Origin of the sequence: Crocosphaera sp. (genome assembly GCF_030064895.1) — a bacterium.
In the GTDB taxonomy this organism is placed as follows: Bacteria; Cyanobacteriota; Cyanobacteriia; order Cyanobacteriales; family Microcystaceae; genus Crocosphaera.
On the sequence record NZ_JASJEB010000028.1, the window covers coordinates 1 to 13,692 of the forward strand.

At 37.5% G+C, this 13,692-nt stretch carries 13 protein-coding genes; 6 read left to right on the forward strand and 7 right to left on the reverse strand.

The annotated features are described in order from the left end of the window. Nucleotides 1-116 precede the first annotated feature (116 nt). Together QNJ66_RS09495 and QNJ66_RS09500 are read left to right on the forward strand one after the other, a co-directional pair. The gene (locus tag QNJ66_RS09495) at nucleotides 117-257 is read left to right on the forward strand and encodes a hypothetical protein (protein ID WP_300505643.1); all 141 of its coding nucleotides are present in this window, start codon (nucleotides 117-119) and stop codon (nucleotides 255-257) included. A gap of 210 nt (nucleotides 258-467) precedes the next feature. Beyond that, nucleotides 468-743, forward strand: coding sequence for a photosystem I assembly protein (locus QNJ66_RS09500; protein ID WP_300505646.1), 276 nt, complete (start codon nucleotides 468-470; stop codon nucleotides 741-743). 86 nt (nucleotides 744-829) lie between these two features. On the opposite strand, the gene QNJ66_RS09505 is transcribed toward QNJ66_RS09500, so the two are convergent. From QNJ66_RS09505 to recQ, 5 genes are all read right to left on the reverse strand, one after another. Further along, entirely contained in the window at nucleotides 830-1,279 is a 450-nt protein-coding gene (locus QNJ66_RS09505; protein WP_300505649.1) for a hypothetical protein, read from the reverse strand. 74 nt (nucleotides 1,280-1,353) lie between these two features. Next, the gene (locus QNJ66_RS09510; protein ID WP_300505651.1) at nucleotides 1,354-2,322 is read right to left on the reverse strand and encodes an acyltransferase domain-containing protein; all 969 of its coding nucleotides are present in this window, start codon (nucleotides 2,320-2,322) and stop codon (nucleotides 1,354-1,356) included. Nucleotides 2,323-2,527: 205 nt separating this feature from the next. Further along, on the reverse strand, nucleotides 2,528-2,713 hold the full coding sequence (locus QNJ66_RS09515; RefSeq protein ID WP_300505654.1) for a helix-turn-helix domain-containing protein: 186 nt from the start codon (nucleotides 2,711-2,713) through the stop codon (nucleotides 2,528-2,530). A 44-nt stretch (nucleotides 2,714-2,757) separates the two neighbouring features. Then, nucleotides 2,758-3,663, reverse strand: coding sequence for a hypothetical protein (locus QNJ66_RS09520; protein WP_300505656.1), 906 nt, complete (start codon nucleotides 3,661-3,663; stop codon nucleotides 2,758-2,760). Between the two features lie 261 nt (nucleotides 3,664-3,924). Next, complete coding sequence (gene recQ, locus QNJ66_RS09525) at nucleotides 3,925-6,057, reverse strand: DNA helicase RecQ (RefSeq protein ID WP_300505659.1); 2,133 nt, start codon at nucleotides 6,055-6,057, stop codon at nucleotides 3,925-3,927. Between the two features lie 291 nt (nucleotides 6,058-6,348). Here recQ and gpmI point away from each other — a divergent pair, with 291 nt between their 5' ends. Beyond that, a complete protein-coding gene (gene gpmI / locus QNJ66_RS09530) occupies nucleotides 6,349-7,947 on the forward strand; it encodes a 2,3-bisphosphoglycerate-independent phosphoglycerate mutase (protein ID WP_300505662.1) in 1,599 nt (532 codons plus the stop codon). A gap of 38 nt (nucleotides 7,948-7,985) precedes the next feature. Next, nucleotides 7,986-8,225: a preprotein translocase subunit SecG gene (gene secG / locus QNJ66_RS09535; protein WP_300505665.1), complete on the forward strand. Its 240-nt coding sequence runs from the start codon at nucleotides 7,986-7,988 to the stop codon at nucleotides 8,223-8,225. 160 nt (nucleotides 8,226-8,385) lie between these two features. Here secG and QNJ66_RS09540 read toward each other — a convergent pair whose 3' ends face one another. Continuing rightward, nucleotides 8,386-8,970, reverse strand: coding sequence for a Uma2 family endonuclease (locus QNJ66_RS09540; protein WP_300505667.1), 585 nt, complete (start codon nucleotides 8,968-8,970; stop codon nucleotides 8,386-8,388). Between the two features lie 85 nt (nucleotides 8,971-9,055). Then, nucleotides 9,056-10,642: a glucose-6-phosphate isomerase gene (locus QNJ66_RS09545; protein WP_300505670.1), complete on the reverse strand. Its 1,587-nt coding sequence runs from the start codon at nucleotides 10,640-10,642 to the stop codon at nucleotides 9,056-9,058. 590 nt (nucleotides 10,643-11,232) lie between these two features. Here QNJ66_RS09545 and QNJ66_RS09550 point away from each other — a divergent pair. Beyond that, nucleotides 11,233-11,874: a hypothetical protein gene (locus QNJ66_RS09550; protein WP_300505673.1), complete on the forward strand. Its 642-nt coding sequence runs from the start codon at nucleotides 11,233-11,235 to the stop codon at nucleotides 11,872-11,874. A gap of 90 nt (nucleotides 11,875-11,964) precedes the next feature. After that, on the forward strand, nucleotides 11,965-13,692 hold the full coding sequence (locus tag QNJ66_RS09555) for a succinate dehydrogenase/fumarate reductase flavoprotein subunit (RefSeq protein ID WP_300505676.1): 1,728 nt from the start codon (nucleotides 11,965-11,967) through the stop codon (nucleotides 13,690-13,692).

Below are 13,692 nucleotides of genomic sequence, written 5' to 3' on the forward strand. Positions count from 1 at the left end.
GCTTTTAAATTGCTCATAATTGGCTATTTAAGATTATATCTAGCTATTACTCCTTCTGCCTCCTGCCTTTCAACTCCTGCCTCTAACAAAACTAGGATTTTATTTGAAGGTGCAAGATGTCAGGAGACGGGGGGAAATTAATCAGATCAACTATTATCAATCAAGGACAATTTGCAACTTTGGGATGCTCTCAAACCCTGAGAGATTTAGCGATCGCTAATCAAACATCTAAAAACCAGAATGAGCAAGAAAATTAGACTTTTTGATATTTTTTACTTTTAGAATCCCCGTTGATTTATCACGGGGAGAAGTCAACTAGCTGCATATTTCTAGTGTTCTATTAAGGGAAAACTCCCATTGATTCAATAAAATGTGATCAAGATCAAGGTATAATTTCATAAATATCACAGATTTTCAAAAAAAAACTGGGCATAATAATAATAGAAAATCTACCATTATCATAAAAAATGTTTACAGAAAGCACCATTGATCAATTTATCGTTAAAGTTCGATTACAAGCTACCATCGAAGGAATCGATGAGAAAGCTGCTTTAGGGTGTGTATCTGCTAGACTTCGTTTAGTTACAGGAGAGATTACAAAATCCGAATATCACCAACTAATAGACGAAATATATCATATTTTTGCCATCAGCACTGAATTATACAATGATAAGTTATCAGTAATTAATCATTGGATCAAACAACAAATTAATGAAATTAAAACCACTCTTCAGTCATCCTAAATCCTATCATAAAATTTGGGGATTATTATTGGTCATTTCATTTATCATTTATCATTCGTTTGGAAGTAGGCTTGAAACCAAAATGTTCAATGCTTAATGTTCAATGTTTGGTCATTGATCATTCTAAAAGCATAAAAATAGTCACTATGAAACCGTTGCTCAGTGGTTGTTAAAACCCAACCATCTCCTTGAAATTCCTTAATTTCAAAGCTTTCTCCTACTTGTGTTTGATGTTTATTATTGATAATAATCATATCTCCGATCCCAATAGTGGGATTAATAATAGGTTCTAGTTTGAGTCGTCTCGGTTCTTCTATTTTAGTTAAGTTTTCTGACCAAAGCACAACAAATTCTGGATGATCGGTCAAAGATATTTTCTTATCAATAATTGTTCCGATCTTTGTACCATCAGTAACTCTTGTTCCTAATGGTAACACTAAATAAGCGCGTAAATTTTCAATTTGCTCTGTTAAAATTTGATAGTTTTCTTGCCATTGTGTTTCTTTGGGGTATTGAAAAGTAATTGTTACTGTCATGATTTTCTCTCTCAAAAATAAATAAAAAGAATAGGAATCAATAGCATACATAGAATAATTTTAGTCGAACCAAGTTATCTTTCAATAAGTTTTGGATTGAGAATGGATAGTTTTCTCAATTGATCACGAATGAGCAGACTATCAATATCTGCGGGAGATCCAATATTACTAATTTCTAAGTCAGGATTAAGATTTTTCATTGGTTTCAGTAGTGCTTTACCACCGCCGATTTGAATTGCTTTTGTGATACCTTGACTTACCAATAATTGGCAAATTATTTGCCATTTTATAGGTCGAGTAATTTGTCGAATTAAACTGTCTTTAAGTTGATTTCTGTTGAGACTAAAAACAAAATCTGTAGTAGAAAAAATAGGAATAGATAACAGTTTAAATGGGGTAGTCTCTAAAACTGCCTGAAATTCTTGGGCAGCCGATTCTACTAAAGGTGTGTGAAAAGCAGCACTAACTTCTAACGGAATTACACGCTCAACTGAGACATTGGATAAAACTGATGCGATTCCTTGAGAAGTTCCAGAGATAACTGCATATTTGGGATCATCATTGGCGAACCAAACATCGGCAGTTTTGACAACTTCTTCTCGTAGTTTATCTGCCTCAAACCCAATTAAAGTTGCCATTGAACCTTTAGGTAACCGAGACATAATTTCCGCTCGCTTTTGGATTAATCTTAAGCCAGTTTCAAAATCATAAGCTCCGGCTGCGTACAAAGCCACATATTCTCCAAAACTGTAACCAGTAACCACACATGGCTCATAGCCCGATCGCTTCATTAAATCAGCTAAAAGTGTCATAAAAACATAAAGACACGGCTGACTATATTGCGTATTGGATAATTTTATGTTCTGAGTGTTCCAGACATCCGAAACTGACCAACCGAGAATATTCTCGGCCTGCTGTAATCTTCGTTTTGCTAAAGGAAATTTTAGCAAATCAAGTCCCATTCCCAATTTTTGAGAACCCTGGCCAGGAAATACCCAGACACTGATTTTTGTAGATTTTGGTAAAGCTGTTGATAAGGTCATATCACCTAATTTTTCAAGAATTTTATTTCTTCAAGAATCTTTTAAAGAATAAAAACAAAATTGTATAAAAACTACCGTATATTTATGGATCTTATTCAAACATTATCTTTATACTTTTCTCGGTTACTGTACTGAGTAATTTTCAATTTATTGAGAAAATTTTACATATCAAATTAAACCAACCCTATCTAATTATATTTTTACCTTACCTTAACTTAAGTAAATCATTACCTAAATGATTTTTTAAAGGAGTTAACGCACCATCGCCAATGGTTTGAATACATTTAATAATCATGGCTTTTTTCTGTTCAGAAACCAAGCTATCAACATCAATAGGTTGATTCATTTCTATTAAGTCAGTAGGTAGGGTGGGCAAAGTTTTTAACCTCATTTCTTGCTGAGAATAATTATTGATTTTGCCCACCTGATAGGTGTTTATGGCTCACTAACTATACCAGAAATTGTTAAATCGTTAAGATTCGTATTCCAAAAAACAAATTCTAGTTTAGTTAGATCATTGGGTAATTTAAAGCTAATAGTCCCATTACCAGCATTAACAAAACTGGTATCGTTAGTATTAATTCGTCCCTGTTCTTGAGGGATAACCGGTTGACCATTAGCTTCCAATTTAAACATTTTATTGGCATCAAATGAAGAATTACCAGAGTTTACAACGGTTAGAGTAAGTTTCCTACCACTAAAAGACAATAAACTAGAATGTTCTTTGACGTATCCGCCTGATCCACCTAATAAGTTACCATTAAATGTTAATCTTTGGCTGGTAGGATCACGTTTAACTTCTAAACCTCCATAAGCAGTCCATCCTTGTGTTATGGAAAAAGGTTGTGGTGGTACGACAGTAATCTCCCCGTTTGTTACTTTCAATTTCCTTACATTACTGTCAACATTTTGCACTTTGGTCGTCAATTGATCGAGTTGTTGAACATTGATTTCTACTGTTTGGTCAACTACTGCTATTTGACTGTTTAGATTTTCTCCTAAAACAGAAATCTGGTTGTTCGTCAAGTAGTATGTAAGACCGTTTGACCCAATTATAGCCGTAATAAGAGTAACAACTATTCCAGCTATCTGAATCTTCTGATCACGGTTTAACCCAATTGTTTCGGACAATTTTATTGGTAAGTAATTCGGGGGTTTCCCACTAAAAAAGGTATAAGTTTCATCGTTAACAGTGATTTTGAGTTGGGAGTCCTTTGAACCTTCCTCCAATTTCAAACCTCCTGTCTCCTGGTTTTCAACTTCTTCATTTTTCAAGCTCAAACCAGTTTGTTCTCTGAAACTTGAACCATTTTGTTGACGATTTTGAGTTTCAGTTCTCATAATAACCATCCCTCCTAACTATCTTGAGATAAAACTTGTTTTATCTTCTATGCTTCCATAGACACATTCAGGAGTTTAATCACCTTTTTTATGCCACTTGTGTCTAAAGGAGCTTTACTTCGATAATAGGCAAAAAGACTGATTAATTGTAAAGATATATACATTTTGTAACATTTTTAATGATATAATCACCCCCATTATATTTTCGCTAGTAATGTTAAGATTCTCTGACATTCAGGAAAGTTCTCTTACCCAAATAAACTACTTATTTTCCTGTCGATACCAGGCACGAATTAATTTTATTTCCCCATAACTATAATCGTCTCCTAAATGATTTTTTAAAGGGGTTAATGCACCATCCCCAATGGTTTGAATACATTTAATAATCATGGCTTTTTTCTGTTCTGAAACCAAGGTATCAACATCAATAGGTTGATTCATTTCTATTAAGGCCGCAATGTGTCCATAAATAGTGGATTGTTTTAAGCTTCTTCTCTCGGCAATTTCTGGAATAGTTAATCCTTGTTGATACAATTGTAAGGTGGTCATATTTGTATTAGTAGGTAAGGGAGTGGGTAAACTTTGCTGTTGGCAAAATTCCCTAATTACTGAAACAAAACTATCTCCATATTGTTCCGCTTTATAAGCAGTTACCCCAGAAATTTTTTTAAATGCTTCTATAGTTTGGGGTTTAATTTGTGCCATTAATCTTAAACTAGAATCGGCAAAAATAACGTAGGGTGCAATACGATTTTGATCTGCTAAATGTTTACGTAACTCTCTTAATTTATCTAATAATAAATCACTTTCTGCTTTTCTGGGGTTATAATCATTTAATTCTTTTGAACTTAATGATTCTGTAACAGCAATTTCTACTTTTCGCTCGTTTCTGAAGATTTCCCAACTATATTTATTTAATTTTAAAACGGGAAATCCATCGGTAGTTTCATTTACAAAACCTTGATGTATTAATGAACGTCCTAACATCTTCCATTCTTCTGTACTTCTCTCTTTACCTATGCCGTAAGTTGAGAGTAAATGGTGTCCATATTTTTCAATTTTCTTCTTTTTAGATCCTCTTAAAACATCGATAATATGAGTCATGCCAAATTTTTCTTGGCAACGGGCAACACAGGATAAGAATTTTTGTGCTTCAATTGTCCAATCTTCGATTGGTTTAGGATTTTTACAATTATCACAGTTATCACACTTTCCTTTATGTTGTTGTCCAAAATATCTTAAAATAATCGTTCTTCTACATTCATTAGCTTCGGCATAATCTACAACTTGTCGTAACTGCTGACGAGCAATTTTTTGCTCTTTTGGACTACTTTTTTGATCGATTAAATAGTCAATTTTTTTTAGATCACCAAAGCTCAAAAATAAAGCACAATTTGCTGGTTCTCCATCCCTTCCTGCACGACCAGATTCTTGATAATAACTCTCTAAATTTCTGGGTAAATCATAATGAACAACAAAGCGAACATCAGGTTTATTAATACCCATTCCAAAGGCAACAGTTGCTACAATAATTCTCGCATCATCCCGAATAAAACGGGTTTGATTTATTGCTCTCTCATCATCGTACATTCCAGCATGATAGGGTAAAGCATCAATTCCATCCTTTTGTAGTCTAAAAGCAACTGTTTCAACATTTTTACGACTTAAACAATAGACAATTCCTGAACCTTCTTGACTGCGAATATAATTTAATAATTGAGTATAACTTCTTCTAGATTTTGGTTGAACTTCGTAGTATAAGTTAGGACGATCGAAACTAGCCAGATGAACGAAAGGCTTTTCTAATCCTAATTGTTCAATAATATCCTCTCTAACCCGTTTAGTTGCTGTTGCAGTTAAAGCCACTACGGGAACAGTAGGATAACGAAATCTTAATTGTTTTAATTTTCGATATTCTGGACGAAAATCATGACCCCAAGCAGAAACACAATGAGCTTCATCAATAGCAAAACTAGATAAACCTACTTTTTGATTTAAAAAATCTAAAAAATTCAAAAAACTGTCATGTAATAACCTCTCAGGTGCAACATATAATAACTTAATCTTACCGTTTAAAATAGCATTCTCTCTTGACTTTAACTGCTCTCTACTTAAGGTACTATTTAAAAAAGTTGCGCCTATACCATTATCCAGTAAAGAATCAACTTGATCCTGCATTAAAGCAATAAGAGGTGATACCACTATACATAACCCCGGTTTGAGTAATGCCGGAAGTTGAAAACATAAAGACTTTCCTCCTCCTGTGGGCATAATTACTAATAAATCCTTATTATTTAAAGCCTCAGTAATAATCTGTTTTTGACCTGGACGAAATTGATCGTAACCAAAGTATTCTTTGAGAGCATTTTCTAACGAATTAAACTGAGATACCATAATCAAAAAGCCTATTTTTTATGATTTCATGACTTTAGAAACATAATCTTATCTTAAAGTCTAGCAAAAAATAGTGAACAAAGCCCAAAAAGTTGATCAGAGAAATCTTAAACCAGAAAAACACGTTTATTTGCTGCTTTATCACCTAAAAATATCCCTATTATCAAAGAAACAAGATAAGTATGATGACCATAGAAAAAAAGTAACCCAGAATACAGACAAAACTAGATAATTGTACAGGAAAAATGTTATAATTGAACAGCATGGAAAATACAACGTAGGTAAATTAATATGGCACAAGCACCTGTATCTCCAGTGGTGCTGGTAATATTAGACGGCTGGGGTTATCGTTCCATAGAAGAAGATAACGCAGTTTTCATGGCAAACACTCCAGTAATGGATTGCCTATGGACAACCTATCCCAGAACCCTAATTAAAACATCGGGTAAAGAAGTTGGTTTGCCTCAAGGCCAAATGGGCAACTCAGAAGTAGGACATCTCAACCTTGGTGCCGGGCGCATTGTTCCCCAAGAGTTAGTCAGAATATCCGATGCAGTGGAAGATGGTTCTATCTACGACAATCAAGCCCTGGTTAACCTCTGCCAAGAAGTGGCTTCTCGCAACGGGAAACTGCACTTGATTGGCTTATGTTCTGAAGGTGGCGTTCACTCCCATTTGGACCACTTGTTAGGACTTGTGAACCTAGCGCAAAAGCAAAATCTCCAGGATGTTTGCATTCATGCAATCACCGATGGCAGAGATACCAACACAACGGACGGGATAAAAGCGATCGCCAGAATCGAGGATCACATCGAAAAACTGGGTATCGGACGCATTGCCACCGTCAGTGGGCGTTATTATGCCATGGATCGCGATCGCCGTTGGGATCGGGTTAAACTAGCCTACGATTTAATCACCCAAGACGGGGATGGTGATGGACGTTCCACCGTTGAAGTGCTAAAAGATTTTTATTCTCAAGAGAAAACAGACGAATTCATTCCCCCCACTCGTATCGCCCCAGGTGCCATAGAAGCGGGAGATGGGGTAATTTTCTTCAATTTTAGACCAGATCGCGCCAGACAGCTTTGTTCTGCCCTGACTGTGCCTAATTTTGACGGCTTTGAGCGCGAATTAATCACTCCTCTGAGTTTTGTCACCTTTACCCAATACGACCCCAAACTACCTGTTAAAGTAGCCTTTGAACCCCAAAATCTCAACAATATTTTAGGGGAAGTTGTGGCCCGTGAGGGGTTAAAACAGTTTCGTGTAGCAGAAACAGAAAAATACCCCCACGTCACCTACTTTTTCAACGGGGGTTTAGAAGAACCCTTAGAAGGGGAAGATCGCGAATTAATTCAAAGTCCTATGGTAGCGACTTATGATCTGTCTCCAGCTATGTCTGCTGAAGCAGTGACAAAAGCTGCTTGTAAAGCCATAGATAAAGCCGTTTATTCCCTGATTGTCATTAACTATGCTAACCCCGATATGGTGGGTCATACTGGCAATACAGAGGCGGCCATCCAGGCGATCGAAACCGTAGATAATTGTTTAGGGAAGTTACTCTCTAGTGTTAGTAAACTGGGGGGAACTGTTCTCATCACTGCTGATCACGGTAACGCCGAAACCATGAAAGACGACAGTGGCAACCCTTGGACCGCACACACCACCAACCCGGTTCCTTTGATTTTAATAGAAGGAGAACAACGGAAAATTCCCGGCCACGGGGGTTTAGTGGAACTCAGAGAAGATGGCAAACTGGCAGATATTGCCCCGACTATCCTGCAAATTTTACAACTGGATACACCCTCAGAAATGACCGGGCGATCGCTGATTGAACCGACACAAGTAGAAATTCGAGCCAATCGTACTCCTGTTCGTATCGGTCGTTAGGGTAAGATGGGAAAACATAAACAATTGTTAAAGAAACGATGACACTACCACAACTACTGCAAATTATTTGGACCATATCTGGGGTTTTATTGGTGGTTCTCATCCTCTTACACAGTCCCAAAGGAGACGGTTTAGGAGGTATTGGAGGACAAGCACAGTTATTTACTTCTGCTAAAAGTGCTGAGAAAACCTTAAATCAAGTTACTTGGGGTCTTAGTATCACTTTTATTTCCTTAACTATCATTTTGAGTGCAGGTTGGTTAACCCCTCAAGGGTAAGGAAGTTAACCCACCCCTAACCCCTCCCAGGAGGGGAACTGGAGCTAATAATATGTAGGGGCTTAATATTATAAGCCCCCATTGTTTTTTTTGCAGGAAAAGATTGATACAAATACTGCATAACTTTTGTGAAAAAACGACTTGATTATATAATAACCTTTTAAACTTCCTCATCAAAATTAACTCGTTTATATAACTCCTCTAAACTAATCTCAAAATTCACCGAATTTAAAGATAAATTAGCTTCTTTTGCTTCGTATTCTGTTAACATCCATTGATGGTCAGATGTTTTGACAAAATGTTCAACTAAGACAGTATATTGATCGATTAAAATATATTCTTTAAACTCAGGGACAGACCGATAAAAACGAAATTTATCCCCTCGATCTCTTGCTTGAGTTGACTTGGATAAAACTTCCACAATAATAGTAGGATTAGTAATAGTAGTTGTGCCTGGGGATTGATAAACAGGTTGGCCTTGAACTACCATAATATCGGGATAAGTATACTCACGATAATCAGGAATCCACAAACGAACATCTCCTGCAAATACTTCTGCATTTTGTTCTCTTAAAGCAAAGTTTAAGTAAGTACAAAACTCAAGAACAAGACGGTTATGATTAGTTGTTCCTCCAGTCATTAGAACAATTTCTCCGTTACGATATTCATGTTTTTCTGTTGATTTTTCTTCTAATTGTAAATATTCTTCTGGGGTATAAATTTGTTTTTCTGATGCAATGGTCATAATTTTTTTCTCAATTTTTTAAATACGCATAATTCTAGTTTAACAATTTAAGATTAACTAAGGTGGGCGTTGCCCACCCAATTAATTAACTAGCAGAAACTTTCAAGGTTTTCAAATTAGTTAACTCACCCTCTAAGCTTACACTGCGACCATTTGCAGCGAGATGACGGACAATTTTATAAACAGATTCCACCTCATCAGGAGAACCAGCTTTTTCTGCCAAAGTTGCCATATCTAACGCTTCAGAAGTTTCTTTAATCACCGTTTGTACCTTAGCTTGTAAATCCAAAATAGAGGCAGCCATTTTCTTCCCTGCTTCCACTCCAGGTTGATGATAAGCATTAATATTAACCAAGGAAGCATAGAAACTAACAGTCCTTTCATACAAGGCAATTAAAGCACCAACAATACGAGGATTAACTTGAGGAATAGTAATAGTAATCGAGTCACGATTATTCTCAAATAAAGCTTGTCTTGTTCCCTGCAAAAAACCCGATAAAAAGTCCCCAGAAGTCACTCCAGGTTCAATTTCAAAAATGGTATCTCTGCCATCTTCTAAGACTTCGATAAAGGTAGCAAAAAAGTTAGGAACACCCTCTCTTAGTTGCTGTACATAAGCGTGTTGATCCGTCGATCCTTTATTCCCATAAACAGCAATTCCTTGATAAACAGTATTGCCATCAAGATCCTTTTCTTTACCCAAAGATTCCATGACTAACTGTTGTAAATAACGACTAAACAACAGTAAACTATCTTTGTAAGGAAGAACTACCATATCCTTTTCTCCCTTACCATCCCCCGAATAATACCAGGCCAAAGCCAATAAAGCAGCCGGGTTGGTTTTGAGATCCTTAACCCGTGTTGCTTCATCCATTTCCTTGGCCCCAACCAACATTTCATCAATATTGATCCCTTGTAGGGCAGCCGGTAATAAACCCACGGCAGATAGTTCAGAAGTTCTGCCCCCAACCCAGTCTTGCATAGGAAACCTAGCCAACCAGTTATCATCCACTGCTACTTTGTCCATTTTACTGCCTGGCATGGTAACAGCAACCGCATGGGGTTCAAAAGCTAATCCCTTGCTACGGTAAGCATTTTTTACTTCCAACATCCCGTTACGGGTTTCTGGGGTTCCTCCTGACTTGCTGGTGATGAGGACTAGGGTGTTTTTGAGGTGATCACCAATTTGATCCATAACCCGATCAATACCAGCCGGATCATTATTATCAATAAAATGAATCGCCATGGGAGGGGAAACATCCGATAATGCTTCGGCCACAAATTGTGGTCCTAAAGCTGATCCACCAATACCTACGGAAAGGACATGGGTAAACTTGTCTGCTGTGGGGGGTTTAATGGTTCCTGCGTGTACTTTTTGCACAAATTCGCCAATTTTAGCCAAAGGTTCGGTTATTTCCTTTCTCACTTCATCATTGGGGGCTAACTCTGGGTCCCGCAACCAATAATGTCCCACCATGCGTCCTTCATCCGGGTTGGCGATCGCCCCACTTTCTAGGGTTTCCATATCTGCAAAGGCTTTGTCAAATTTTGGGGTTAGTTGTGTAACTAAGCTATCATCGAAGCGCATTCTGCTAATATCAACATAAACACCCAATCCTTTATGATAATAAAGCCAATCTTGGTAACGTTGCCACAGTTGTTGTTTATCCATAGGACTTATTGCACAAGTTTTTAACACAGGGGGGATTTTTTGACACTCCCTCAAATAATCATAGATATATCTGCTAGGAAAATGGGCTTAAGATTTCGTTATTTTTTACGGAAATGATTACAGTTTGTACTTGTTTTTTTCTTAGTTAGATTGTTTGATTTTTTTCTCAAAATTTATCTTATTTTTTCCTCTTTTGTTAACAATTCATAATATTGTAGTAAGAATTCTGATCAAGACTTTAACAAGATTCTTCGTACCTCGGAATGACAATTATTTATTTGACAATTTCTAATTTAGATTAACTACCACAATAATCATTAATAACTAATATTTATAATCTTTTCTTAATTATTGTAGAGAAGTTGACTCCTTACCATACCTGAGTTCGATATAAGGAAATTTCGAGAAAACTGACTCAAATCAGAAGTCTCAAACCTTCATTCTCTGGTTAAAAAAATTATAACTCCTAACTCCTCACTCCTAACTCCGAACTCACGTTACCATAGCCTTGAAAAAAAAGATAGATCCTTGTAAAGTTTATTAAAAATACGTTACATTTAAGATTTAATATTTGCATTAGTCGATTTTCAATGAATTTATTAGATCAAAGGAAACCCATTTTAAGACGAAAGCAGAGGGATGTCTATTGTCAAGAATATCAATCTTTAGTAAGTCTTTATCTCAAAATTGCTGGTAAAACGCTATATTCTGGTTTATATAGCTGTTTAGATCAAGTTTGCATTATTTGGGGCTTAATTGTTGCCTTTATCTTTTTAACGGCTCAATTTTCTCCCATTAGCTGGACAACTCAGGCCATCGCTTGGTCAATTTTAACAGTGGCTGGAACCTTGTCCATGATGATTCTGACTCATTTTTGGGTAAAGCAAAGACAACTTAATTGGATCTTGTACGCTTGGGTTATTTTGATGGTTAGTGGTGTCGCGTTGACTGACTGTGGTATTTTTTTTGGATTGGGTATTATTCTGGCTAACCTATCTCATCTTTGGTTAGGGTTGTGTAGCTTAGGGTATATTATCACAGCGTTGGGGTTAAATTCCCGTGCTTTATTATTAGTAGGGTTAGGCCATTTATTGGGTATTTTTATTTTACCTTATGTCATGGGTTGGCAATTTTTAGCCACAGCAGTGATCATGGTGGTGAGTTTACTCGTATTAGCAGAGACACAGTGGGATATTAATTTATCTGCGATCGCAAAAGATCAAGAATTATAAAATCGTTTATAAAATTTTAAGGGTTGTTTAGGGGTGTTAGTGCCTTGATAAGTTAGAGTCAAAAAGAGGAGAACTCTAGCTGATAAAAGTATGTTACAACACGATGTAGTCATTGTGGGCGGTGGTTTAGCGGGATCTCGCGCTGCCCTAGAAATTAAACGCCTCAACCCAAGTATTGATGTGGCCGTCGTTGCCAAAACTCACCCCATTCGATCGCACTCAGTTGCGGCCCAAGGAGGGATCGCGGCCAGTCTGAAAAATGTTGACTCTGAAGACAGTTGGGAGTCTCATGCGTTTGATACAGTCAAAGGGTCGGACTATTTAGCGGATCAAGATGCAGTCGCTTTACTCACCAAACAGGCCCCCGATGTGATCATCGATCTCGAACATTTAGGGGTGTTATTTTCCCGTTTAGACAATGGAAAAATTGCGCAACGGGCCTTTGGTGGCCACACCCACGATCGCACCTGTTACGCTGCGGATAAAACCGGCCACGCTATCCTCCATGAGTTAGTTAATAACCTCCGACGCAACGGCGTAAAAATTTATGATGAATGGTATGTGATGAAGTTGATCTTCGAAGATGGGGAAGCCAAAGGTATCGTTATGTATCATATCGAAGATGGCACCCTGGAAATCATTCAAAGTAAAGTGGTGATGTTTGCAACAGGAGGTTACGGCCGGGTATTTAACACTACTTCTAATGATTATGCTTCCACAGGAGACGGTTTAGCCATGTCTGCCATCGCTGGAGTTCCCTTAGAAGACATGGAGTTTGTCCAGTTTCACCCTACCGGTTTATATCCTGTTGGTGTCTTAATTTCCGAAGCAGTGAGAGGGGAAGGGGCATACCTTATTAATAGCGAAGGAAGGCGGTTTATGGAAGATTATGCCCCGTCACGCATGGAACTAGCCCCCCGTGACATCACTTCTCGCGCCATTACCCTAGAAATACGCGCCGGACGGGGTGTACATCCTAATGGTAGCGCAGGAGGCCCTTTTATATATTTGGATCTGCGTCACATGGGTAAAGAAAAGATCATGAGTCGGGTTCCTTTTTGTTGGGAAGAAGCACACCGTTTGGTGGGAGTTGATGCGGTTTATGAACCGATGCCGGTGCGTCCTACAGCACATTATTGCATGGGTGGCATTCCGGTTAATACTCAAGGTAGAGTCCGGTTAAGCAGCGATCGCCTCGCAGAAGGGTTTTTTGCTGCTGGAGAATGTGCTTGTGTGTCTGTACACGGAGCCAATCGTTTGGGCAGTAATTCTTTATTGGAATGTGTGGTTTATGGCAAAATTACAGGGGAAAATATTGCTTATTATGTGCAAGATAGGAAGTTTTCTCAGTTGGATGGGGAAGCTTATTTACAGGAGGCAAAAGAGCGTATTTCTGGACTTTTAAATAAAGAAGGAAGCATTCGTCTTGGGGCATTACGTCAACAGTTTCAAGATTCTATGGCGGAACATTGTGGGGTATTTCGGACTGAAGAATTAATGCAGGAAGGTATTGATAAAATCCAAGAATTTAAGGCTCAATACGACAACATTTATCTCGATGATCAAGGAAGTTGTTGGAATACAGAGTTAATTGAAGCTATGGAATTACGTAATATTATGGTAGTGGGAGAAATGATTTTAACCTCTGCTTTAAACCGTAAAGAAAGTCGTGGGGCCCATTCACGGGAAGATTATACAAAACGGGATGATCCCAACTTTTTGAAGCATACTTTGGCTTATTATTCTTCTGCTGGTTTGGATATTCAATATATGAATGTGGTGGTTAATATGTTTGAACCGAAAGAACGAAAATATTAA